The sequence below is a fragment of the Robertmurraya korlensis genome, assembly GCF_023715225.1.
Taxonomy (GTDB): Bacteria; Bacillota; Bacilli; order Bacillales; family Cytobacillaceae; genus Robertmurraya_A.
In genome coordinates, this window is record NZ_JAMBNS010000020.1 from 1 (window position 1) to 25,654 (window position 25,654).

23 protein-coding genes and 1 rRNA gene are annotated in these 25,654 nt (G+C 36.6%); 7 read left to right on the forward strand and 17 right to left on the reverse strand.

The window, feature by feature from the left end:
- The 3 genes from M3175_RS23020 to M3175_RS23030 all read right to left on the reverse strand — a co-directional run.
- Positions 1-82 (reverse strand): 16S ribosomal RNA (locus M3175_RS23020); the annotation flags it as partial.
- Between the two features lie 329 nt (positions 83-411).
- Positions 412-1,188, reverse strand: coding sequence for a TerC family protein (locus tag M3175_RS23025; protein ID WP_251523967.1), 777 nt, complete (start codon positions 1,186-1,188; stop codon positions 412-414).
- Between the two features lie 345 nt (positions 1,189-1,533).
- Positions 1,534-1,899: a Na-translocating system protein MpsC family protein gene (locus M3175_RS23030; RefSeq protein ID WP_251523969.1), complete on the reverse strand. Its 366-nt coding sequence runs from the start codon at positions 1,897-1,899 to the stop codon at positions 1,534-1,536.
- A gap of 129 nt (positions 1,900-2,028) precedes the next feature.
- Here M3175_RS23030 and M3175_RS23035 point away from each other — a divergent pair, with 129 nt between their 5' ends.
- Positions 2,029-2,802 carry a C39 family peptidase gene (locus M3175_RS23035; RefSeq protein ID WP_251523970.1) on the forward strand — a complete coding sequence of 258 codons (774 nt, stop codon included), beginning with the start codon at positions 2,029-2,031 and terminating at the stop codon, positions 2,800-2,802.
- A gap of 170 nt (positions 2,803-2,972) precedes the next feature.
- Positions 2,973-4,607 (forward strand): alkaline phosphatase, encoded by a 1,635-nt coding sequence (locus M3175_RS23040; protein WP_251523972.1) that lies wholly within the window; start codon positions 2,973-2,975, stop codon positions 4,605-4,607.
- A gap of 53 nt (positions 4,608-4,660) precedes the next feature.
- Here the strand turns inward: M3175_RS23040 and M3175_RS23045 are convergent, their stop codons facing one another.
- The 3 genes from M3175_RS23045 to M3175_RS23055 all read right to left on the reverse strand — a co-directional run bounded on the left by M3175_RS23045 (position 4,661) and on the right by M3175_RS23055 (position 7,518).
- Positions 4,661-6,073, reverse strand: coding sequence for a SpoVR family protein (locus M3175_RS23045; RefSeq protein WP_251523975.1), 1,413 nt, complete (start codon positions 6,071-6,073; stop codon positions 4,661-4,663).
- Positions 6,074-6,185: 112 nt separating this feature from the next.
- Entirely contained in the window at positions 6,186-6,503 is a 318-nt protein-coding gene (locus tag M3175_RS23050; RefSeq protein ID WP_251523978.1) for a DUF3889 domain-containing protein, read from the reverse strand.
- 25 nt (positions 6,504-6,528) lie between these two features.
- Complete coding sequence (locus M3175_RS23055) at positions 6,529-7,518, reverse strand: M14 family zinc carboxypeptidase (RefSeq protein WP_251523981.1); 990 nt, start codon at positions 7,516-7,518, stop codon at positions 6,529-6,531.
- 171 nt (positions 7,519-7,689) lie between these two features.
- On the opposite strand from M3175_RS23055, the gene M3175_RS23060 reads away from it, so the two are divergent.
- Positions 7,690-7,947 carry a YhdB family protein gene (locus M3175_RS23060; RefSeq protein ID WP_251523984.1) on the forward strand — a complete coding sequence of 86 codons (258 nt, stop codon included), beginning with the start codon at positions 7,690-7,692 and terminating at the stop codon, positions 7,945-7,947.
- A gap of 52 nt (positions 7,948-7,999) precedes the next feature.
- Here M3175_RS23060 and M3175_RS23065 read toward each other — a convergent pair whose 3' ends face one another.
- Entirely contained in the window at positions 8,000-9,733 is a 1,734-nt protein-coding gene (locus M3175_RS23065; RefSeq protein WP_251523987.1) for a phospho-sugar mutase, read from the reverse strand.
- Between the two features lie 208 nt (positions 9,734-9,941).
- On the opposite strand from M3175_RS23065, the gene M3175_RS23070 reads away from it, so the two are divergent.
- The 3 genes from M3175_RS23070 to M3175_RS23080 all read left to right on the forward strand — a co-directional run bounded on the left by M3175_RS23070 (position 9,942) and on the right by M3175_RS23080 (position 11,524).
- A complete protein-coding gene (locus M3175_RS23070; RefSeq protein ID WP_251523990.1) occupies positions 9,942-10,544 on the forward strand; it encodes a TetR/AcrR family transcriptional regulator in 603 nt (200 codons plus the stop codon).
- Positions 10,545-10,617: 73 nt separating this feature from the next.
- The gene (locus M3175_RS23075; protein ID WP_119707077.1) at positions 10,618-11,049 is read left to right on the forward strand and encodes a disulfide oxidoreductase; all 432 of its coding nucleotides are present in this window, start codon (positions 10,618-10,620) and stop codon (positions 11,047-11,049) included.
- A gap of 4 nt (positions 11,050-11,053) precedes the next feature.
- A complete protein-coding gene (locus M3175_RS23080) occupies positions 11,054-11,524 on the forward strand; it encodes a thioredoxin family protein (RefSeq protein ID WP_251524008.1) in 471 nt (156 codons plus the stop codon).
- A gap of 35 nt (positions 11,525-11,559) precedes the next feature.
- Here the strand turns inward: M3175_RS23080 and M3175_RS23085 are convergent, their stop codons facing one another.
- Positions 11,560-11,952 carry a DUF5365 family protein gene (locus M3175_RS23085; RefSeq protein ID WP_251524010.1) on the reverse strand — a complete coding sequence of 131 codons (393 nt, stop codon included), beginning with the start codon at positions 11,950-11,952 and terminating at the stop codon, positions 11,560-11,562.
- A gap of 128 nt (positions 11,953-12,080) precedes the next feature.
- On the opposite strand from M3175_RS23085, the gene M3175_RS23090 reads away from it, so the two are divergent.
- A complete protein-coding gene (locus M3175_RS23090) occupies positions 12,081-12,995 on the forward strand; it encodes an RluA family pseudouridine synthase (protein WP_251524013.1) in 915 nt (304 codons plus the stop codon).
- 198 nt (positions 12,996-13,193) lie between these two features.
- Here M3175_RS23090 and M3175_RS23095 read toward each other — a convergent pair whose 3' ends face one another.
- From M3175_RS23095 to M3175_RS23135, 9 genes are all read right to left on the reverse strand, one after another.
- A complete protein-coding gene (locus tag M3175_RS23095) occupies positions 13,194-16,091 on the reverse strand; it encodes an ATP-binding protein (protein WP_251524016.1) in 2,898 nt (965 codons plus the stop codon).
- Positions 16,081-16,443, reverse strand: a complete 363-nt coding sequence (locus tag M3175_RS23100) for a response regulator transcription factor (protein ID WP_251524020.1) — start codon at positions 16,441-16,443, stop codon at positions 16,081-16,083. The genes M3175_RS23095 and M3175_RS23100 overlap by 11 nt, the downstream gene beginning before the upstream one ends.
- On the reverse strand, positions 16,440-19,688 hold the full coding sequence (locus M3175_RS23105) for a hypothetical protein (RefSeq protein ID WP_251524023.1): 3,249 nt from the start codon (positions 19,686-19,688) through the stop codon (positions 16,440-16,442). The genes M3175_RS23100 and M3175_RS23105 overlap by 4 nt, the downstream gene beginning before the upstream one ends.
- Positions 19,685-21,097, reverse strand: a complete 1,413-nt coding sequence (locus tag M3175_RS23110; RefSeq protein WP_251524026.1) for a glycosyltransferase family 2 protein — start codon at positions 21,095-21,097, stop codon at positions 19,685-19,687. The genes M3175_RS23105 and M3175_RS23110 overlap by 4 nt, the downstream gene beginning before the upstream one ends.
- 1 nt (position 21,098) lies before the next feature.
- Complete coding sequence (locus M3175_RS23115) at positions 21,099-22,142, reverse strand: HEAT repeat domain-containing protein (protein WP_251524028.1); 1,044 nt, start codon at positions 22,140-22,142, stop codon at positions 21,099-21,101.
- Complete coding sequence (locus M3175_RS23120; RefSeq protein WP_251524031.1) at positions 22,139-23,764, reverse strand: diguanylate cyclase; 1,626 nt, start codon at positions 23,762-23,764, stop codon at positions 22,139-22,141. Before M3175_RS23120 ends, M3175_RS23115 begins: the two co-directional genes overlap by 4 nt.
- 85 nt (positions 23,765-23,849) lie before the next feature.
- On the reverse strand, positions 23,850-24,662 hold the full coding sequence (proC, locus tag M3175_RS23125) for a pyrroline-5-carboxylate reductase (RefSeq protein ID WP_251524034.1): 813 nt from the start codon (positions 24,660-24,662) through the stop codon (positions 23,850-23,852).
- 145 nt (positions 24,663-24,807) lie between these two features.
- Complete coding sequence (locus M3175_RS23130; RefSeq protein WP_251524037.1) at positions 24,808-25,128, reverse strand: hypothetical protein; 321 nt, start codon at positions 25,126-25,128, stop codon at positions 24,808-24,810.
- Positions 25,129-25,254: 126 nt separating this feature from the next.
- Positions 25,255-25,578, reverse strand: coding sequence for an STAS domain-containing protein (locus M3175_RS23135; RefSeq protein ID WP_251524041.1), 324 nt, complete (start codon positions 25,576-25,578; stop codon positions 25,255-25,257).
- Positions 25,579-25,654: the final 76 nt, after the last annotated feature.

The following is a 25,654-nucleotide window of genomic DNA, read 5'->3' on the forward strand; positions in this document are numbered from 1 at the left end:
AGCTCCCAAAGATCCGCTCGACTTGCATGTATTAGGCACGCCGCCAGCGTTCGTCCTGAGCCAGGATCAAACTCTCCAATAAAGAGTAAGATTAGCTCTTAAAGTTAAAACGTTGGCTAGTGTATATCTCAACACTAATCTTTTTTTGTTGACGTATGATTTGTTTAGTTTTCAAAGAACAAAATCAGTTCACTTCTTGCTTTGTCGCTCAGAAGCAACTATATTAGAATAACATTTTCCGTTTTGCTCGTCAACAACTTTTTTTAAAAAGTTTGTGTATCAACTTATAAAATATGTTGTTTCGCAAGCAGATTTTTATAATACCATCCGTCCTTTTTGTCGTCAATAGATTTTTATCATTTTTTGTCGAAAAAGCGTTCATTAGAAAATCCTAATGAACGCTCTTCAAAATTATGCTGCATTTTCTACTTCCTTCTCTTCTTTTGAGAGAAACCAACCAGCCAATGCAATTAGAACTAATACGATATAGAAAGTAATTTTCCACTCAGGCGATTTTGCAAATGTACTAGGAAGTACGGATAATGCGGGGTGTGATAAGGTGTAGACTGTAAGTTTCACCCCTACCCAACCTACAATAGCAAAGGCAGCGATTTCTAGACCAGGGCGCTTGGCAAGAAGTGTTACAAAGAAGTTTGCTGCAAAACGCATAATAATTAGACCAATTAAACCTCCAGCAAAGATAACTAAAAACTTACCTCCATCCAAACCACCAATAGGAGGAAGTGGAGTATCTGGTAAAGCTACAGCCAAAGCAACAGCTGCTAAAATTGAATCTACTGCAAAAGCTATGTCTGCTAACTCAACTTTGATAACTGTTGTCCAGAAACCCGAATTCTTTTCTTTCTTTTCTTTGTCAATTGACTTCTCTTCAAGTTTCTTCTTAAATAGTTTCCTCAAAATATGATTAAGGGCAATAAATAATAGGTAGACCGCACCAATTGCCTGCACTTGCCATACATCCACTAAGAACGAAATAACAAATAAGGAAGCAAATCTAAAAATAAAAGCTCCTGCTAAACCATAAAATAATGCCCTTTTTCTTTCTTCTTCAGGTAAATGCTTTACCATAATTGCTAATACAAGGGCATTATCTGCTGCAAGTAAACCCTCTAATGCAATTAGAACTAATAATACCCAACCATATTCTAATAATAAACTAAGATCCAATTTTCGTTTCCCCTTTCGATTGAGAACTCTCCACCATGCACTCTTTTAACATTCCGTATATATCTATAACAATTAGATCAGTTGTACTCATTTACTATTTCATACACTCTCCCCTTCCCAAATACTATATTTTGGTAAAGGTTAGAGACGCAAAAAAGACCTTTACCATTGATAGGTAAAGGTCTTGCTAACAACTAGTATCGTTGCCAACAAAGCCGAGAGCGCGTGTCTCTGAAATGACGACTTTGTTGTAAAAGCTACTCCCCTTTAAGGAATATCTTATTAAATTCTTATCATTATCATATGATGTTCTTGAATAATCGTCAATAAAAAAATACTTGTTATTCAAATAAACTCCTTTTCAAGATCACCCTGTAGCCGGAAGATCATCATTCTTTCTCCAGTCCGAGTACTAATATCTGTATGAAAATTAAGGACATTTTGACCGGTTATATTAGAAATTAATTGTCTTAAGTCACCTGTACCAGACTCAACCAAATCAGCACGCGTACGTTTTATGGCTAACATCCCATCCTTTGTTTCACAAACTGAATACTCAGCAGGAGTTAGAATTCCTTTTAAAGATACAATGATCATGTCTCGTAGAATATCTGCCTTTACAGATATTGACCCTCTACCTAAGTAGTCCTTTTCCCATTGAGTAATGGCTTTACTTATTTCTGCCTCGATTGAACCCTTTGTTTTCTTCATATTTCACCTCTTCCCACATTATAATAGTTCCTTAAAGATTCCTCAATTCTTCCTAACCTCGTAATAGTTTGTTCATAAATTAAATCTATCATTATGAAATCTATTACTTTATGAAGAAGGAAGGTTTCCATGAGCTATAAAATCCCTGCACTCATATTATCTACCACCCTATTTGCAGCAACTTTGTTCCTCGTTAACGATGAACAGGCTGAATCTACGACAAAAAAGGAATCAACAGCAGTAGCTGTTCAAACTACATCCAGCCCTTCTTTTACTGAAGAGACTGCTTCCTCAGGAACTATTGCTGAAGAAGAAGATCAAGAAATTACTGAGATTCTACTTGATGTTCCTTTATTGAACCAAATGGACAGTCCTAGATTATATAATGGTTGCGAGGTAACAAGCTTAGCAATGATTTTACAATATAATGGTCTTGATGTAACAAAAAATCAATTAGCAGAAGCAGTGGTTCGAACACCGCTCCAATATTCTAGTGGTGAGTATGGAAATCCTAATATTGGGTTTGTTGGTAATATGGAAGACGGGCCTGGTCTTGGAGTATATCATGGTCCCATTTATGATCTGGCAACAAATTATTCGAATCAAGTCATTGACTTAACAAATCAACCATTTGATGATTTGTTAAGTCAAGTTGCTCAAGGTCACCCTGTATGGATTATTACCACCTCTACCTTTTCTCCTGTTGATGAATTTGAGACGTGGGAAACACCACAAGGAGAAGTTACTATCACATATAAAATGCATAGTGTTGTCATAACAGGCTATGATAATGACACTATTTATATAAACAATCCTTATGGAGAGAAAAATCAACAACTTGACCGAGAGTCATTTATTCAAGCTTGGGAGCAAATGGGAAGTCAAGCGATCGTCGTTTTATAACCTCAAATACAAATTGTATTTGAGGTTTTTTTATGCCCCGATAAACTCCCTCTATTTTTACAAATCTGTGAATAGTTTTACAATTTATTAACACTCTATTAAAACTACAAATGTATACTCCAAAAGTAGAGTTAGAGATTCATACATTTAAATAAATGGAGGTATATGAAATGAAAGTAAACAAAAAAGTAATTGGAGTCACTCTTGCAAGCAGCCTTGCACTCAGCACACTTGGTTTCACAGCCGACAATAGCAAGGTAGAAGCGAAAAAAGATCCTGAAAAAGCGAAAAACGTTATTGTTTTAGTCATGGATGGGGTAAGTTCAAGTACAACTACACTTGCTAGATGGTATAAAGGGGAGCCACTTGCAATGGACGAAATTTTAACAGGTGGTGTTCGTACATACTCAGCAGAGTCTGCAATAACGGATTCCGCACCTGCTGGTACTGCTCTTGCCACAGGAAATAAATCAAACGACAAGTTTGTTGGTGTTTTACCAACTACAGTTACAAGTCCTGGGGTTGACCAATCACTTGCAGAAAACCCGTACAAGCCGGTAGCGAACGTTCTTGAAGGTGCAAAAATTAGCGGAAAAGCAACTGGAATCATATCTACATCAGAGATTCAACATGCCACACCAGCTGCTTTTTCTTCACATGTAACACATCGATCAGATTACGATAATATTGCTGAACAACAAGTCTACCAAAACATGGATGTCGTTTTAGGTGGAGGCAAAAATACACTACTTTCCCAAAATCGTAAAGATGGAGAAGATTTAGTAAATGTGATTGAAAGCAAAGGATATGATCTCGTTGAAACTCGTGATGAGTTGTTGAATTCTGAATCCAATAAGCTATGGGGCACTTTTGCTTCATCAGCATTGGCATATGATATGGATCGATCAAAAACAAACCCAGAAGAACCAACTCTAGCTGAAATGACTAAAAAGGGGATTGAAACTCTTTCAAAAGATAAAGATGGATTCTTCTTATTTATTGAAGGAAGCAAACCAGACTGGGCAGCACATGCAAATGATGCAATTGGTATGATTAGTGACACGCTTGCTTTTGACGATGCAGTAAGAGAAGCAATAGAATTTGCAAAGAAAGATAAAAACACGATGGTAGTCGCTGTTTCAGACCATGGAAACAGTGGTATCTCAATAGGAAACCAAAATACAAACGGGTCTTACCCATCTATTCCAGTATCTACTTATGTTGACCCACTTAAAAAAGCTACAATGACACTTGAAGGTGCATTAAAGCAACTTAAATCTGATAAATCTAATGTTTTAGAAGTGGCGGCTTTATATGGAATTGATAATCCAACACCTGCTGAAACAAAAGAGCTTAATAATTCCACTAACTTAGGAAAAACACTTGTCCAACTTCTAGCTACTCGTGCAAACATTGGCTTTACTACAGGTGGACATACAGGTGAAGATTTGTTTATGTATTCTTACGGACCTGGAAAGCCTGTAGGATTTGTTGAAAATACTGACATTGCACATTCAGTAGCAAGCGCGATGGGATTTGACTTAAAGAAACTAGACGATCAATTATTTGTTAATGCAGAAGTTGCTTTTAAGACGATTGGAGCAACAGTAAGTATTAATGCTTCAAACAAAGAAAATCCTATCCTTGTTGTACAAAAAGGAAAAACAATAGCAGAACTACCAGTTAATAAGGACATTGTCTTAATTAACGGCAAAGAGAATACGCTTAGAAGTGTGACTGTTCAATCTAATGGAATATTCTATGTTTCAAATGAAGTAGTTGAACTTGTAAAAAAAGGAAAATAATAACTTCATAAAAAAAATCAAACCCCATTTGTTTTGCAAATGGGGTTCTTCTTCTATAAATACTTTCTGTGTATACTTTTTCCATCATACGTATATAGCATATTTTTCCCTTCTATTACGGTTTCCATATGAATGCTTCTTCCCCATAGTTGATGAATATACGGCATAACCTTTTCCAAGTACTTAATATCAAGTTCAATTCCTTCGTAACCATGCAAAATATAAAGCTCACCGTTTTTCATATAATCGCCATCCGTTACCGATAAGTATGGAAAGCCACCGTTTACCCTCATACTTACCAACTGATCTCGGACATTTTCCCATGCTTTATCAACAATTTTATAATCCTTCCCTTGTTTTTGGAACAAATACATATCTTCTCGCATAACAAGATCCTTCGTTAAATAGTTGCGGAGGAAGGAAATATCTGATTCTATTTCACGTACCTCAAACATCTTCTCTCGACCTGATCCAGGTTGGACTCCCCGTCGCTTCATTTCTTCGGTCGGATTATTGTATCGTTCTTCAATATCCTCAAATATCTTCAACCCAAGGTAATATGGGTTTATCCCAGTTCGAGAAGGTTGAACAACACCAGCATTAAGCTTCGCAAATTCCAATGCTTCGCCACTCGTTAAATCCATCTCACGGAGAATTCTTTGATGCCAGAACGACGCCCAGCCTTCATTCATGATTTTTGTTTCTAACTGCGGCCAGAAATATAGCATTTCCTCGCGCATCATCGTTAAAATATCACGTTGCCAGTCTGATAACTCGCGACTGTAACTTTCAATAAATAACAAAAGATCTTTCTCAGGCTGTGGAGGGAACTTCTTTTTTCTTCTTACAGGTTCTAGCTTCTTTTTATCCTTTTCATCCAAATCCCACAAATCATCATAAGGACTTACCGCAACAACTTCTTCTTCGAATTCTACATCCTCCATGCTCCAAGCAAGTTTAGGCCTCATTAATGAGGGGTCAATATGTTCTTCAATAGCAAGGACGGCATCAAGAAACGTTTCAACTTCATGTTTCCCATATTGTATTTCATACTTCCGGATTCTCTCAGCTGTTGCGGCCATGCTTTCGACCATGTCTCTTTTTGTATTTTGGAATCGCACATTATTTTTAAAAAAGTCACAGTGAGCTAAAACGTGTGCAACAATTAGCTTGTTTTGTATAAGAGAATTGGAATCCAATAAAAATGCATAACAAGGGTCCGAGTTAATAACCAGTTCATAAATTTTAGACAACCCAAGATCATAGTGTAGCTTCATTTTATGAAACTGTTTCCCAAAGCTCCAATGGGAAAATCTTGTTGGCATGCCATATGCACCAAAGGTATAAATAATTTCAGATGGACAAATTTCATAACGCATTGGATAAAAATCGAGTCCAAAGCCAACCGCTATCTCCGTTATTTCTTCAATGGCATACTGTAAATCCTTCTGTTCTTGTTCACGCATTAGCTTTCTCCCCCTTTTTGCTCTTATCACAATGTATGAAACGAGAGAGAGAATGATGTACTAAGAAAAAGAAAAAAGCAGAACCCTATTGTTTTTAGAGCTCTGCTTTCCCTTATTTCTTTTCTTCTACTATAATTGTCAATTCTTTTCCTACCTTATTGTCATGTGAAATTTTGACTGTCACAATCTGTTTCTTGCCATTGACCATGACTTCAAACTGAAAGGAATCCATTACCTTGTTTTCAGCTAATGTCTCTCTTCCGACATACTTATACTCCACCACCTGCTGTCCAGGATAGTCTTCAGTTACAACTACTGTTGCGATTTTTCCAAACTTTTTATAGTCTAGTCCTGGCTGTTCAGCATAAGTAGAAGAAAGTGATCCAAAAATACATAATAGAGTTATGATTGGAATTAGAATTCTTTTCAAGCTTTTCCCTCCTTGTTTGTCATTTTTATTTTTCCATTTTCCCCTCACTTTTATGTAATTCCAAAACTTCATTTACTAATTTCATCCCAACATATTGATTCCTTTTCCATACCTCTGGGAAGCTGGACAATGGTGGGGCTCGATTGACCATTGGTGGACATATTTCTATGGTTAATGCTGGACGACGGTACGTGGTAATAAACCAATCCGTAAATCCTCCACCAGTAGCCTTTTTAGGAGGCTTCCCTAATTTATATCCAGTTAATTGAGCAATTTCCTTAGCGATCGAATAATCCCTTTGTTCATATTTCCCATTTTTATACTTCCAATAAATCTCCTGCCCAGTTGAGTGATAGGCTACGGCAATAGAGGGTTGGATTTTATCAATAAAAGCAGCTAAAGCTTGAGTTTCCAATGCCTCAAATGGTCTATTTCCCTTATAAAATTGGTAAGTAGGTGTATGTGGGCCCCTTAACTCTCTCCAGCCTGCTGGATATTGGCGATTTAAATCAATCCCCATCCCATTTGCCTTCCATCGCGAAAAATTAATTTCTCCTTCATTCATTAAAAATAGCTGATCAACAAAGACTAAAGGGATGTCCCGCTGCTGAATTTTGACTCCATCAGGATTAAGCATCGGAACAAACCAAATGGACACATCATTTAGCATATTGGAGTCAAATGGTCCAACTTTTGCACCAGTGCTAAAAGCTCCAACATAATTTTCAAGCATTCCCATTAAAAGAGAGCTTGTTAACCACTCTCTTCCATGATGTGCACCAATGAGTACGACATTTTTCTTCCCTTTTCCAATTTGTATTGCTGGAATATCATTTCCATAATAAGATTGACCAATTACTGTTACTTCTAGTTCTCTCTCATAGGTTTCCTTCAATTTTTGTATATCAAATTGCATTTGTTCGTATGTGTAGATTCGGTCTGACTTAACAATATTTGTTGCAAATACAGATGGGCAATACAGTAAAAAGCAAATAAGAAATATCGAAGTTTTCATTTCATTCATTCCTAAAATAAAATTTCCATCTTTAATGTGTCTTGAATATCCTAAATCTATTCAGGAAAAAGATGAAAACACTGATATATCAACAGTGACAAGTTTTTCTGAGAGTGATTTTAACAGAAAATCATACACTAAACTCAACTCCTTAAGAGGAGGAGAGAGAAAATGAATCATGTTGATTATGATCGAGCCTTGTACTATACACATCGCTCTGAATGGGATAACTTATTAATATTGATGGTACGGACAAAGGACCAATTTTTAGCCAAAAAAATTGAGCATTTCCTTCATGCGTACAATTTTGAAAAAGATTACCAAATAATTGAGAAACATTTATATTCTTTACTTCGTTACATCGACCATGCAAACGATCTTGTTGAAGCAAATGACGGCTTGCTTGATACAGTGATAACCATGGGGTAACAACCAGAATTCCACCAAAAAACACGGTCAAATTTGACCGTGTTTTTATGATTTATTTAGATAGTGCATTCATTTTATTTTCTACCGCTTGCATAAATGCATCTTCAATTGACTGTAATTTTTCTTTGCTTTCAGTTAAGCTTGATCCCTTTACGCCAAAATAAAACTTAATTTTCGGCTCTGTCCCTGATGGTCGAAGGCAGACCCATGAACCATCTTCAAAGAAGTACTTTAACACGTTGGAAGCAGGAAGATCGATTGGTTCTTCTGTTCCTCCCTCATATCTTGTACTAGTGAGATAATCCTCCGTTTTTGTTACCTTAAGACCAACCAGTTCTTCAAGTGGCTCAGCTCGGAACGATTCAAGTGTTTTATTAATTGTTTCTGCACCTGATTTCCCTTTTAACGTTAATGAACGTAAGCCTTCTTGATAATATCCATACTTATCAAAAATCATTAACAAGGCCTCATATAGAGACTTACCTTGCTTTTTATAGTACGCACATACTTCAGTTGCTAAAAGTGAAGCTTGAATAGCATCCTTGTCTCTTGCAAAATCACCAATTAAATAACCGTAGCTCTCTTCATATCCAAACAAGAAGCTATGTTCATTTGTGGAATCATACTCGTTAATTTTTTCTGCAATAAACTTAAATCCTGTTAATACATCAATTGTTGGAACACCAAAAGAAGCTGCAATCGTTGCACCCAATTCAGATGTAACAATTGTCTTTAAAACCAATGCATTTTCTTGTAATGTTCCCTTTGCAGTTTTATTTTCTAGTAGGTAATTCAGTAATAAAGCACCTGTTTGGTTTCCTGTAAGGATTTCATACTCCCCTGTTTCATTTTTAACAGCAATTCCAAGACGGTCTGCATCAGGGTCCGTAGCAATCAATAAATCAGCATTTACCTTTTTTCCAGCTTCTATTGCCAATTCAAACGCAGCGTGTTCTTCTGGGTTTGGACTTTTCACGGTAGAGAACTGTGGATCAGGCAATTCCTGTTCCTTTACAATTGTCACATTTTCGTATCCAAGCGCCTTAAGTCCAGAACGAACTGGTTTATTAGCTGTCCCATGCAGAGGTGTAAAAACTACTTGTAAATCCGTTTCTTTCGCTAATGTAGGATTCTCAGAAATCGTTACAAGCTTTTCTAAATACGCCTGATCGACATCTGCCCCAATCATCTTAATTAGTCCTAATTCTTTTAACTCCTGTTCGTCACGAACCTCTATTGTTAACTCATTTGAAATAGCTTCTACTTTTTCAATAACCTTATCTGCTCCTTCTAAAGGAAGCTGCCCACCGTCTGGACCATACACCTTATAACCATTATATTCAGGCGGATTATGGCTTGCTGTAATCACAATTCCAGAGAAAGCATTTAGATGTCTAACTGCAAAAGATAATTCTGGAGTTGGACGAAGCTCATCAAACACATATGCTTGAATTCCCCTAGTAGCTAATGTTTTAGCTGCCTCCATCGCAAATTCACTTGATTTATGGCGAGAATCATATGCAATGACCACCCCTCTATCCTTTGCTTCTTGACCAAATTCTTCTATATATGTTGCAAGGCCAGCGGATGCCTTCCTAACTGTGAAGATGTTCATACGATTCGTACCAACACCAATTTCTCCACGCATCCCACCTGTACCAAACTCTAAATTTTTATAAAAAGCATCCTCTAACTCCACATCAGATAGCTTTTGTAGTTGCCCCTTTAGCTCTTCTGGGAGCTTATCAAATTGATTCCATGTATGTACTTTTTCTTTCCAGCTCATTTCGTCTCCTCCTGAAAGTGTTTTCTAACTTTATTATTCAAGCCAGACTGTGCGTTTCCCTCTTTTTTGTCGTTAGTTTTTGTGACAACTTAAGAAACCATTTTCATTATATATGTTTTTTGTAAAAAATACACATCTCTCCAAGTTTTAAAATGTTACATTTGTATTATTTCATCATTTTTTTTAAAATTGGGAAAGAGGTGAAGTTATGAACGGATTTGAACGAAGAAGGCTTCAAAAAATGGACCAGATTCGCCAGGCAGCTTTTTCTTTATTCACAAAGTACGGAATTCAAAAGGTAAACATGCATGAAATAGCAAAAAAAGCGAATGTTTCTCAAGTAACGATATATAATTATTTTGGAAGTAAGGACGAGCTCCTCTATGATGTGCTAAAGGATTATCTTGAAAGGCAAGTTGAATCATTTCAACAATTAGTTTATAGTGAGCTCCCTTTTCAAGACAAGCTAATCAAAATGATTGAATTGAAGCTTTCCACCACAAATGAACTTAGTCCGGAATTTATCGAAGCGATTATTTCGGAGAATAGCCAAATTGCAAATTTATTTCGAGAATTTGCAAACGAAAAATCTATGCCTCTCATTGTTACATTTATGGAAGAAGGACAAAAAAGCGGTGATATATCAAGCATTCTATCGATGAATACGATCCTTTTTATCCTCCAAGCAATGACTGACGCCATTCAAAAGCATTCTGAGATCTTCCAATCTAACTCAAACAAGGATCAATTCATCAATGAATTCATTCATTTCTTCTTTTATGGAATTGTAGGAAAAAAGGAAGACGTATGAGTAGATTAATATACATTTTTGGCCTTTGTAATTATAATAAATTCACGGTCAATATACTTAAGGAGAATATTTTATGAAAAAGAATGACAAGCGCGAAAACTTGCTTTTCCTTGCTTTCGCTGCGGCGCTGATAGCAATGTTTGGCAGCTTATATTTTTCGGAGATACGCCAGTACGAGCCTTGTGAACTTTGCTGGTATCAACGAATCGTTATGTACCCATTTGTTGTGTTATTAGGTATTGCAACGGTGAAAAAGGATTATGGTATTGCATTCTATACGATGATTCTATCTGCCATTGGTGGATCGATCTCGCTTTATCACTTAGGAATACAGAAGCTTTCTTTTCTAGCAGACATCGCTCCAGCTTGCGGAAGAGTTCCGTGTACAAGTGATTATATTAATTGGTTTGGATTTATTACCATCCCTTTTCTTGCTCTAATTGCATTTATCATTGTGTTTGTTTGTAGCTTTCTAGTATGGAAGCAAACGAAGGAGGAAAAATAATTTTATGAAAAAAGTTTTGATTTTTATTGGTATTATCGTTGTAATATTTGGTGCATTAGCTATTGTTACAAAAATGCAAAATGAAGAAAAGGTAAGTGAAGATAATATTTACAAGAAAGACACTCTTCACCCAGAAACAGTTGCTCAATTAGAGGATCCAAACTATCAAAACCTGATTCTTCCAGAGGATCTTCAAACTCAGTTAGATAATGGTGAGGATATGACCGTTTATTTTTACAGTCCGACTTGCCCTCACTGTCAACGAACAACTCCAATCGTTTCCCCTTTATCTGAAGAGATGGACATTAATCTTGTTCAATACAATCTTCTTGAATTTGAACAAGGATGGGATGATTACGGTATCCAAGAAACCCCTACCATTGTTCAATACAAAGATGGGAAAGAAGTAGCAAGAATCGTAGGATACCATGAAGAGCCTGATTTTGAGAGCTGGTTTAACGAAAATACAAAATAAGTGATGAAAAAGCCGACTATTTTTGTAGTCGGCTTTTATACTAATAATTGATTAGCAGCTTGGGTGTATGTGCTGAAAAAGCTAGTCTTGTTTTCTCTTGCATAAATAAATTCATCATAAGAAAACGGGAAAATAAATCCATACTCATGTAATGTTTCAACATTTTTTTCATACAGTGCCTGGTGATCGTATGATAATATGCGAGATTCTAAAATGGATAGCAAAGTTTGAAGTGAAGCAATCACATGATATGCTTCCTTTAACGTCCCATCAAGCTGTGCTGTTTCATTATTCAGCACATTTCTACCCTCAAATTTCTTTATGTCTTTATCTGAGAAATACAAAGGAAAAATATCTCGATAAAACCTTTTGACAAGCTCCTTTATTTTCTCTTCTTGGTCTGGTGTCGACGCAAAAACAATCTTCACTTATAACCCACCTTTAAATATCCTTTAGTTCTAATGTAAAATATAAATTAAGAATACCATAAAAAAACCTGTCTCTATGGTGGTAATTATCACCACGATTAAAATGATAGCTAAGAACGGAGAGCACAATGTTACAAACCAAAACAGTGGGAAAACAGTTCAATATACTTATTCCAAAAGATTGGGAGAAATACACCCTAGAAAGTTTATTTAAAGATTATTGGAAGGCCCCCAAAAAACTAGTCCATGAATGGAGAATGGGAAAAAACGTGTTAATAAATGGGAAAGAAGCAAATTGGACTTCTCATTTCCATTCCGGAGATACCTTGTCTATTCCATTTTTTCTACCCGAACTTCCAATCGTCCAACCGACTTACATGGAGATTGACATCCTTTTTGAAGATGAACATCTTCTTATTGCTAATAAGCCCTCTGGAATGGATACTCATCCAAATTCAGAGAAAGATCATTACAGCCTATTAAATGGCGTAGCATTTCATCTTCAATCAAAAGGAGAACTTCATTACATCAAGCATATTCATCGTCTTGATCGGGATACTACGGGTGCTGTTATTTTTGCCAAGCATCGCATGTGTGGGGCCATCTTAGATAGACTCCTTGAGGAAAGAAAGATTAAAAGGACATACGTCGCTTTAGTAGAAGGGAAAATGAAAACAAGCACAGGATCAATTTCAAACCCCATTGGAAGAGATCGTCATCATCCTACGAGAAGAAGAGTTTCTTCAACTGGTCAATCCGCTGTTACACACTATAAAGTACTTGCTTACAATGCAAAAAAAAATACAACTCTAATAAGCTGCCAACTGGATACAGGAAGAACGCATCAAATTCGGGTACATTTAAGTTCAATTGGTCACCCTCTTATTGGTGATACCCTTTATGGAAGTCGTATTAAACAGAAAAGACAGGCACTGCACGCTTTAAAGGTAGAGTTTACTCATCCTTTTACCGAAGAGAACATGGTATGTAAGGCACCATTTGTTGATAATCCCTCCATTTTTCCTGATAATGTTGATATTTGATTCAAACCAACATAGAAGCGCCTACCATTTGGTAGACGCTCCCTTTATATAAACGGCAACTCACGCCGATATTTTCTTTGTACTCTTTCCTTTCCCGATACATTTTTGTCCAAAACAAATGAGCAAGCCTAATTTAGAAAAGAAAAATGTTGAAAAGGACTAGAGCAAATGCCCTAGTCCATTCCTGCACCATAAAGTTTATTCTTTTGTTTTTTCCAGACCACGTTCTTCTACAAAAGGGACAATCACTTGCCCTTCTTTTCCAATCTTGAGTAATAATTGCATCACAATTTTAGATAAGTGGCTTGTTTTATATGGTTTAACAAAGTACTCCTCGGCTCCATTCGCTAAACCTTTATCTCTCTCATCAAGCGCGCTGGAGATTATGACTGGGATTTGTTTTAATTCTTTTTTCTCTTTCATAAATCGCATAATATCCCAGCCATCAACGCTTCCTTTATCTAACATGATATCTAGAATTACTGCATCTGGAACCTCTTCCTTTAGGGCATCCATGGCATGGTCACCATTTGTAAATTGAGTAACTGTAAAGCCGTTATCAAGTAACTCTTGTGATATTAGATCTAACAAGCTTTCGTCATCCTCAATTACAAATAATTTGTAAGTCGATGCATCTACATCTCTTCTATCTGTAATGCTTGTTGCCTCTTTCTTGACAATTGGGAAAGAAAGAGTGAAGGTGCTTCCCTTTCCATACTCGGATGTAAAAGTTACATCCCCTTCATGGGCGTTCATTATTTCCTTTACAATAGCAAGACCTAGTCCAGTTCCACCAATTTTTCGACGGTCTGAATTGTCCACCCGATAAAACTTTGTAAAGATGGAATCCCCTACATTTTCAGGAATACCCAAGCCTTCATCTGTTATATCTAACCTTAATACTCCCTTTGTTTCAAATAGACTAAGTGTAATATTCCCTCCATTCGGAGAGTATTTAATCGCATTCCCCACTAAATTGGTAAGTACTTGCTCAATCTTTTCGCGGTCTCCTAAAATCCAATCGTTTTCGGCATGGGAGGTCACCTTTATTTCATGTATTGATGTTGTACCTCTTAACGTATTTGACACTGACTCAATAACTGGCAAAAGTTCAAAATATTTTTTTTCATACGTATGTTTCCCCGCCTCCATGCGTTGAACATCAAGAAAATCGTTTATTAATGCCGTCAGTCTTTTTGCTTCATTGTATACAGTAGTTAAATACTTCAGTCTTCGGTCTGGCTTTAGCTCCCGATGTAGCATAAGCTCTGTAAATCCTAAAATACTAGCTAATGGAGTTCGCAACTCATGGCTAACTGTACTGACAAATTCAGACTTCATTTGGTCCACTTCAAATTCTTTTGTAATGTCTCGATGTACAATGATCGTACCAATTCGAATATTATCCTGAAACAGTGCCTCACTATATACCTTTATCACTTGATGCCTATCTAGTCGTTTATATATAAATGAGTTTGAGTTATTTATATGGTTCGTTTCTATTGCAGATTGGACAAACTGTAGAAATTCATCCTTCTCTTCCATATCTTTTTGCATAAAAGATATCCAATCCTGAAGGTCAAGTCCTACTAAATCTCTTCCATCCACTACACATTCGAACATTTCGCAAAGAGCCTTATTTACTAGCAGGACAACCCCGTCCTGATTAATAAGCTGAATTCCCTCATGAGTTGTATTTAAAATAGACTGATTCCTTAGTCGTTCCGTTTCAGATAATTCAAAAATATATACCTTCTCTAAGGAATTGCTCATTTGCTTTGTGATCGATTGTAATTCTTCGATCTCTGACTCTTGAAACGCATTTCCAAACCTGCTAAACACCATTATTGCTGTTACCACATCATTCGAGGAGATGACAGGCAAGTACAAATCATAAGAATACAATTTCCCCTCATGGTATCCCTTCTCGGATTCCACTATCTCCCTCTTAATCGTATATGGTTGCTGATGTTCAATAAGGATGCTATTCAAGCCATTGTATATGTTCTTTTTAAACTGTTCTACACCTGATGAGGAAATTCCATATGAACTATACGCTTGATCCTCAAGCAATGTGATTAACCCTCGATCCGCTTTTATAATTCGTGTCATGTGTAACACGATGCTATCAAGAAGCTTTTGCTTTTCAAGCGTGTTTGTTAATTTATTTGTTAATTCATTCCGATTTTCGATTTTGATTTTGCTTTCATTTACGACATAAAGGGCATTTTCTAGCTCAGATTGTTGCGCATAGAGCTCATCTTGCTGTGCTAATAACTCCTCATTTTGCGCTAATAGATTCTTTTCTTTTTCTTGTATAGAATGAAGCATCTTCTTTAACGCGGAAGAAAGTACTCCGATTTCATCTTTACGATGGGGATCAATAAAAATTTCTGAATCCTTTCCTTCTGTAATATCTGTTGCTGTCTTTGCAAGTTGGGAAAGTGGTACACCAATATTTGTTAACATTCCCCTAATAATCCTAAAGAGGAATACCAAGAGAAATATGATAAAAGCAAGATTTACATTTTGATAAATCGTTTGATTTCGTCTCATATCATTGATGGCTGTATTTAATTCTTTATCAATTCCATCCATATATTCATCGGTTAAATCCAAAAATCCATTGGTTCTTGTAGTAGCACCAAGCTGAGCCAAATTGATTAAATCTTCTTGTCGCCCTGCCTCAAAATACTGGACTGCTTGAGGAAGTGTTTCAACAAAATAATAATCTACAAAGCTGTTCAGCTCTCTAACATACTCCGTGTCGTCCTCATTTGACGCACTAGCCTCCAGCTTTTTCGCTAGTTTTCTAATCTCAGGCTGTTGCGAGAGTGCTCTTTTCTTTAGTTCTTCATTACCATAAGCAAAATATCCCCTAACATCAAATAAAGCCGTATTCAGTGCATAATACAAATCTCTCGTAATTTTCTCTTTTTCCACAATAAGTGCTCTTTTTTCAATATAGTCATTGCTTTGCTTATACTGAAAATAAAGATTTAAAGATGTTCCGATAAGGATTAAAGAGAGAAAAACAATCATTAACTGAATAAATTGTTTTAATATGCTCTGTTTTTTATTTGAGCTATCTTTCATTTAAGATATCCTCAATCTTATCTTTTAGCTCCATCGGACTAAAAGGTTTGGCCATAAAATAATTCGCTCCCGCCTCTATCACTTTTTCTTGTTCATATTGTTGACTCTTAGCTGAGAGCATTAAGATTTTTACTTCCTTATTTTTTTGTCTAACATGATCAATCACTTCAAGCCCTGTTAACCCCGGCATCATATAGTCTAGAACAAGTAAATCATAGTTATTTTCATCAAATAGCTGGACCGCCTCAGTTCCATCAGCCGCTTCATCCACTCCATATTCTTCTTCTTCAAGAGTGTCTACAACAAGCATTCTTAATACTTCTTCATCCTCAGCTAATAATATCCTTTTCACTCTTTTATCCCCCCGTATGTTTCCTTCATAATATAATAAGAATCCTTTAGTCGTTCACTGTATACTGGCTGCTCCCATTTATCCCATTTATAGACTGCCATTTTAGATAAGGGATCAGTTTTCCCTTCCATTTCAGGTAAAATTGACAATCCCTTTTCTGTTGAAACAAAAGCAGAAAGAAAGATACCTTCAATATTTTTTGTACCCTCTAATCCACTCTTCCACATATCTCCAATAATCTCTTTTTCACTCGGATCCTTAATATTTAACATGAGCCATGGAATACGCAGCTCGACCATCTTTCCATCCTCACTAATGCTGACATCTGTCAATGAGTTATAATTTTCATCAATAGGGTTTCCGGAGCCATAAAGAAGCTTTCCCGTTTCATAAGCTTCAAAAGGATAGGTTTTCCCTGTTGAAGGAATTGTTAATTGTTTATTTAGCGCCAAGCGAATCGGATGGAACACACCATTTTCCTTTTCTGAAGGATACGTTTCTTTTGTTATTAGCTTTAACCGCTCACCATATTGATAGTAAAAAGAATCATAGTAGCTATCGACTGTAATCCTAGATTCCTCTTTGCCTGCCAATGTAACTAAGAAATCAACACCAGATGTTGTTGGCACCGATTGACCTGTACGAAGAGGAATCTTTTTTTGACCCTGCTCTCCTATCGTATCAAGTGTGATATATGTCGGAGTTTCCTCTAAATTTATGGATCGTTGATAATCTAGACGCACATAGATATTTGCTGCATCAGAAGTTACATACATATTTGTTAATAAATTTTCCTTGCTCTTGGATTGTGCTAAAGGTTCAACCAACGACTTTCTCCAGTCATTGTCTTTTCCGTCAAGAGTCATTTCTTTTCCGAATAAAGAAGGGGAAAACCCTAACATTCCAAACATTTGTTCATTTGTTTGGATATTTGACCAATACGGTCGACGGTCTGGATTATCGAAGTCCATTGTATTCCAAGTTCGTTTAAACCACTCATCCTGCCAGGAAAACACCATACCTCCAGCAAAATTTTCTGAAACTATAGTTTGAAATAGCTTCTGATTAATTTCACCTTGTTCCTGTTCACTATGATTACCTTGATCCATTCCATGGACATTTTCATGAGTTAATCCCCTTGAGGAAGGCACACCGTACTCTGCAATGACAACTGGCATTTCATGTGCATTTTTTAAATCATGAAGATAACCGGCATAGTTATTCTTCTCTCCACTGCTATCTACATAATTCACATAATCTTCCTCAAAGTTAAGGAAGTCTGGAAAATATGGATAGACGTGATATGAAGCAAATAAACCAGCATGAAATTGATCGGTTTTTTTTATATGATTGGGATCAACACTAACCATATCTTCCTCTTCAGCAGGTTCAGCCGGATGAGTTAATAGATCGGTGGTTACCCAGTTGGTAAAGCTCATGGAATGTTGCCAATTATACGTTTCAGCTTCATAACTTGCCATGTCATTCATTCGGACCGCTAACCACGCTTCGAATGGTGTTGCATTCTCCGTAAAGAAGTAGTCTCCTTTATACTGCTCCATTCCACTATGAACAGCGTCAGTATTTACCACCATACCTGGATCCCACTCAATTCCAATAATATATCCAAGTACGTAAGGAGATATATCGTGAGTGTAAGAGCCTGATGCATGCCCTGGATTTTCTGCTATGTGAGCATTGCCATGAACGATATCAACGATGTCTCTCATTTCTCTTTGAAACTCTTCCACAACAGATGGATCATAGGCATCCTGTTTCTCTAGTAAAGTTTCTTCTGTCACCCAAGCACCGTGGAATAAATATAAAGGCTTCTCGGCTTGTTTATTATATTCGTAGAATGCTTCATAGAATTGTGGAGGGTGAATAGTATAAATACGAAGGGCATTCGCGTTCATGGCGCCAATCATTTTGAACCATCTAAAGTATTCATCTTTAGAGATGGCCGTCTCACCCGGGAAGTAACCTGGTTTAGCTATCCCCATGTTAACCCCTTTAATAAGGAGATCCTCCCACTTACCATCCTTTTGGATTTGAATGGATTCTTCATCTGTTTTGCTATTAATTGAGGTACCTTGCTCCGTAACAAGCTCTACCATGTCCTGCTCATCGGATGGTTCTAAGCCGTGACGAAGAATTTGCTTCATCATTGGTACATACACACGCCAGTAAAAAGAATCTGACTGAGCGATCTCTCTCCAATTCGAAATGCCCCTTGTCTGATAAATCGAAGGGACATCTCCCTCATCGGCATAATCACCCGCAAAATAATAGGCAGCGTAACTTGCATTTTTATGGCTGATGACTGCAGGAAAGGTAACTGGTATCCCATTTTCTGCAAGTTTCGATTCGCCTACCTTTGTTACAGATAAATGATATGTTGCTAAAATTTCATCTGTATTTCTTGCGGAAATAATATCAAACCAATAAGAATAATCAGCATCGTTTTTCTTATTATTAAAAAGCTTCTTACCCAATTCCGTATATTGGAAACTTGGCCCTTCACCCTTAAACTCATTTTTATCAATGACCACAATATAATCATTGCTATTCACAAATACTAATCCTTCACCTGAAAAATTCCATGCTCTGTTCGATTTTTCGTAATTTTCTTTCACCCAGGTTGGAACCTCTTCCCCTTCCAACTTAGGAAAATACCTGCCAATCCAGCCTGTCCAATCGACATTTAACAGATTAGAAACTTTTTCACGAGCTGAAGCTGAAGTAGGACTAGCAAATGTATTAAATTCAGCGATAAGGGTTTTCCCCTTATTTAAAAGTAATTCCTGATGAATGGCATCTATTTCTTCCTCTTGTAATCCACCATATAAATGCTCAGACCGTTCTCCCTGTTGGTTTTCTCCATAGAATTCCTTCTCATAGACCCCATATGAATCCGCTAAGTAAAATACATCATACGGTTCTAATTCTTTTGGGAGATTGCGAATTTCATACTCTTCTCCCTCTTTTGGTACAAACCCACTATAACTATTTTCAATACTGTACCTTTCACGATCGCTAGTGACATATTTCTCATTATTCAATAGCCAGGTTAGTCCACTATGTTCTCGGTACGTTGGATCAGGTACCGTCTTATCGAGAATTAATACATTTAATTCTTTATTTGATTTTACTGCCCATAACCAGAAAGGACTTGTGATTCCTACTAATATGATGCCAATAACCGCAAAAACAAGCATTTGTTGTTTCGAGAACCAACTCTTCATTCCGATACACCTTTTCTTTTCATTTCTCCCCAGCCCTTTTCACCAACAATAATCTGCCAAATCCCCTCGCAACGCCAAAAGACGGTTAATGGACGGTACCATAATGTTTCGGTCATAGAGTAAAGAAATAACTTTACGATATGTGATACTTTTGGATATTTGCGTAGACTCCACTCCTCTAATAAAACAGAGGCCATGGAGAATAATGAACCATACAAACACGAGAGAAGAAAAATGATAATAGCAAACTCTAAATAAATTCCTCCAAAAAACAAAGAACATAAGACATAAATATATCCACAGAGCTCAATGATAGGACCAAAAAACTCAACTATCCAAAAATAAGGAAAGGAAATCATTCCGATTGAACCGTATTTTGGATTAAATGCTAACTTTCTATGTGCCCAAAGACTTTCAAATAAACCTCGGTGCCATCTTCTTCTCTGTCTTCGAAGAAACTTAGTTTCTTCCGGTACTTCTGTCCAACAGACAGGGTCTGGCACATAAACGATCTTTTTCTTTACACCCTTCTCTTTGATAAGTCGGTGCAAACGAACCACTAACTCCATATCTTCTCCTACGGTTGTGGTTTTATAACCACCCGCTTCTGCCACCCAGCTTTTTGAAAAGACGCCAAATGCTCCTGATACAATCAAAAGAAGATTATGACGACTTAATCCAATTCTGCCCATTAAAAAGGCACGTAGATATTCTATGATTTGCATAATCACAAGGGGATGTGTTGATAATCCCACTTCAAGTAAATTACCATTTGATATTTTACAACCATTGGCAATTCTAACGCTTCCTCCAGAAGCAATAACATCTTCATTTGAGATCATAATGGGTTTCATTACCTTTAAGAAGGCATCTCGTTCAAGTACCGAATCCCCATCTAATGAACAAATATAAGGATAATGCGAGAAATTTAATCCGACATTTAAAGCATCAGCTTTCCCACCGTTTTCTTTATCGATCAGATAAAGGTTTGGTAAAGTTTTGGATTGATATATTCCTTTAATATTTTTTGTTTCAACATGCTTTCGAATGACCTTTTTAATTTCCTTCATCTCATAATGACGGATCATTTTATTTAGACTATCATCTGTCGATCCGTCATTAACAACAATAATTTCAAATGTGGGATAATTGATTCCAAGCAAGGAACGTACACTCTGAATCAATCCTGCCTCCTCATTAAAGGCAGGAACAATAATAGAAATTGGCTTTGTATATAAGTCATCTAAATATTCATCGTAGGCCTGCTCTTTATCAAGTTTATATTCTCGTCTAAGCTGAAGAAGTGATAGCAGTAAAATCACTGAGTAAAAACTAATCACTAACACCATGTATATAGTGATAAAACTACCGAAAACAATCCCAATATACTCTCCAATCAGTTGTAGCATATTAAATTTCCCCTTTTTGAAGCCACTCTGCTGCAATATCTCTAGCATATGGATCGTGCGAGCTTTCCATTATTTTTATTAATTGTTCTCTTCCTTTTGGTAGCTTTGAAAAAGATTGAGCTGCTTGAGAACGAACCCACCAATTTCGGTCATGAATTAATGTTGCTAAAATGTCGTAAGAGGACTCCGAAGGAAAGAAGTGAATTAACTTAGCAAGTAGCATTCTCTCCTGCCACTCTGAACTCTCCTTTAATGGGTAAAACTGTTCAATATCGGTGGTAAATCCAATAGAAGCTATAGCTTTAAGTGCACGAATTCTCGTCTCTCCGTTATAGGTATGAAATATCATTTCCACAAAAGAGAGATAAGAGAGCTCTTTTCTTATTGAAATGATTTCAAGTATGGACCATTGAAGGCTAGAATGACATTCAGAAAACCTCTCAACAAGCAAACGGAAGGAACTTTCATCTAATTTAAACAAAATACTTCTATAGTCAAAATCCGTTAAATCAGTGTACCTCTTATTCACAAACTCAAAAACTTCGTCAAACCGACCCGTTGCTGCTAGAAACCGAATACTGACTATCACTTCTTCTTTCGTTAAAGAACGACTATGTAAAAGCTCTCTTACATCATCTGAGAGCTTTTGCATATGAAAATCTTCAATATGATATAAGGCATTGATTCTTTTGCTCCAACTTCTACCTTTTAATACTTTTCTATAACCTTCTAATAGATATTTATCTGCCATAGAAGTAAGAGATTGCCGCTCCCTTGTTCCATCGACTGTATCTGAGTAGCTTTTTAATAACTCCTCCATTGCTTTCAAAGAAAAACGGTCTCGATTAGTCATCTCATATATTTTTCCTTCAGAGATGCTTTCAAACAGTGATATTTCCATCTCCTGTTTTATCGTTTTAACCTTAAGGGTTTCCTCGTTTTCTAATGTTTTCCGAATAATTAAATACATCAAGATGAGTAATAGTAAGATAAGTATAAATATGGTGGCATAAAAGAGAACGATTATTTCATTTGAAATCATCATTTTGTTATCCTTTGAATAAAGCTATAAATTCTCGCTTGAAGATCCTGAATACTAAAAGGTTTTGTCACATAGTCATCCGCTCCGAGTTTTAGTGAACGAGCAATATCCTGTTCATTTTTCCGTCCTGTTAGCATAAGTACATGGAACTGTTTCCTTTTCCTTCCTGACTTCACTCGTTGAAGTACTTCAGTTCCATCCATCACAGGCATTACTCCATCGAGAACAAGAAAATGCTGACCAGAAATTTCATGTCTCCCCGAATCAAAAAATTTCATCCCATTCTCATAAGAACAAATATCAAGATCGACAAATTCAAATTCCATACTTTGAAGAATTTTCGTTATCATCGTCCGAATAATCACATCATCATCAATAAGGGATACATGTAGAGTTTTCTTAGTTGCGCCAAGATTTAATTGGTTGGCACTTTCGACTCTTGCTCTCCCATTCTCTTTTGCAAAATACAATGCTTGATCAGCGGTTTGAATGACGGTTTTACTATCCATTTTTTCATCTAAAACCATAAAAACCCCAGCAGAGAACGACAAATAAAATGTTTTTTCGTTTTCGGTAAATGGGGTGTTAAAGAATTTCTCTAACAACCTAGTAAGAACATTTTTGACGTCTGTATCGTTTGTTCTAGGAAATAAGATGACAAATTCCTCTCCCCCGTACCGAAAGACAGAATCCGTACCTCTTATATGTTCTTTTAAAAATTGGGCAAACGTTAGTAACACTTTATCGCCAACGATATGTCCAAATGTATCATTTACCTTTTTAAAGTAATCCAAATCAAGGACAGCTACAGTAAAATAAGAGCTAGATCTCTCAATGTCAACGAGACTTCTCTGTAAAGAATCGTTTAAAAATCTGCGATTATACACCTGTGTAAGTTCATCAATCATAACCGATTGGTCAAATAACTTTTTTCTATTTAGTTGACGCTTTACACGCAGAACAAATTCCTCAAGGTCTAACGGCTTCTCGATAAAATCATCTGCCCCTGATTCAATAGCCTTTATTCTTGTCTCCCGGTCATTCTCAATACTAATCATGACAGTCGGTATAAACATTTTTTCCAGATGGTGATTAAGGTCTTCCAAGAGCTGAAAACCATTTTTCCCCGGAAGATTAACATCTATGATTAAACAATCAGGTTGAAGTTCATAAAACAATTCTTTTCCTAGTTCCGCATCTGTATGTGCAACTACGATCCATCCCTTTGCTTCAAGTGTATCCTTTAATAAGATGAGCATGGAGATATCATCATCGATCACTTGAATAAGAGGTGTCCCCTCCTCTCTAGTAATAGGCTTAGACACATCTACCGTCTCAAAATGTTCATACTGGTAACTTAAGTCCATTAACTCGTAAAGGAAGTCACGCAAGTCTTGTTTCTCCCATTCAAGCTTTGTATGATTACGTTCAATCTCATTCATTAAGTTCGTAACTAGAGTAAATAATCCACCTAGGTCAATTGTCCCGGCTGTACCCTTAATGGAATGTAGGAAAAGAAATAGTTCATCCTTCGTGGCAGGTTTATTAGGTTCCTTCTCAAACCAAATGGAAAGCTGATCCTTAATTTTTTTGAAAAGAAGGAGTTTATATTTGTCCATATTCATTACAAACACCCCCCGAAAGGATAATCCGTCAGATTATGCTTATATTCCCCATTTTCAATCCTATTACGCATTCCCAAACTCCTCTTCATTGGTTTTCTGTTAGTTTGATTACTTTTTCTGTACAGCTTTCCATAGCTGAAAGAATGGAGGCACGAAAGCCTGTTTCTTCTAGTGCGGCTACTGCCTCGATGGTAGCACCACCTGGGGTACACACCTGATCCTTCAATACGCCTGGATGTAATCCTGTCTCTAAAACCATCTTGGCGGCACCAAGAACTGCTTGAGCAGCCATCTTATAGGCCTTGTCACGTGCAATCCCTTGCTTAACCGCTCCATCTGCCAATGCTTCAATCATCATATACACATAAGCAGGTGAAGAACCACTAATCGCTGGAATACTGTTCATTAACGACTCCGGAAATACTTCAACCTGTCCTAACGACTCAAATATATGGGAAACCCGTACTCTTTCATCATTCAAGACAAGTTCATGAAAACATAGCGCTGTCATTCCTTCTCCTACAAGGGATGGAGTATTTGGCATAGCTCTAACTACCTTTACTGGTCTTCCAAATGCTTGTTCTAAGAACTGTAATGAAATACCTGCTGCAATGGTAACCAATATCGTATTAGAGGATATCTCTGCTCTAATTTCCTCAATAACTTCTTTATGTAGATCTGGTTTCACAGCTATTACTATAATATCGGCCCAATTTCCAATATCTTTATTGTTGGTAGTTGTTTGAACCCCAAACAACTCTTTTACCTTAGTTAATGTAGTTTCTGTCTTCGCACTTACCCGGATGAGATTTCTTTCTATATTACTTTTAGTAGTTAGGCCCATTAATATTGCTTGTCCCATTTTTCCACAGCCAATAAATCCAATTTTATTACCCACTATATTCACCCCTTTTTATCTATAATTCCTCTTGCTATTATACGTTACTTTCACTTTGACCACTAAAAATAATGTCGATTTTTCTGTAACTTTAGACAAAAAAACATCCTACCATTTTTGGTCAGGATGTTGATGTCTTTAATACTTAAATCGTAAATGTTAGGACAACATTTTGCGGGATTTCTGCTATAACTTGATTATTTTTTTTGATGGTACCACAAGCTGGCATTTCAAAGGAGAATTCTGTTACACCTGGAGGTATCACACCAGTTCCTTTTAGTTGCTCAAAAACCTTTTCCATTGCTAGTTCCGGCTCAATCTTTTCCTCTGACCCTTCTACAGTAAAGCAATCCACACAAGTATGAATAATCTGTTCAGTAACTTCTTCTTGCACAAACACCATCTTAGCTCCTGCCATCTGTTCAACTTCTTGGTTATTCAGTTCAATGATCGTTGTGATATTCATCAATAATCCCCTCCTATAGGTCCACTATTATTATAGAAAATGTAGTGGTAATAGGGTGATTTATTTCCATTCATTCACTATTTTTTCAAATGTTTTTGACAAAAAAATGGCGATTAGTAAAATTACTTACTGATTAAAAAATTGAGTCGCCTCTTCTTCCGTAACAAAGAGATGAATAAATGATCCAAACTTAACAATTTCAAAAATCTCAGAAATTGGTTCTTGTATGTTTGCTACAACCAGTTCTTTCCCTTGCTTTCTTGCCTGCATGACTGCATCAGCGATCACTCCAAGTCCTGAACTGTTTATATACCCAACACCCTTTAAACTTAAAATCAGTTTATTATTTTCAGTCTGTATAAACGATTGTAACTCTTCTCGAAAGAGGTCGGCTGTTTTTAATGTGACATCCTGGTTCCAATCATAGGTGATAATCTCTTCTGTAGCCATTGTCAAAACTCCTTTGAAAAAACTTTTTCATTCAAGCTTTCTTTCTCTATTATAAATCAACCACTCGATTCCTCCA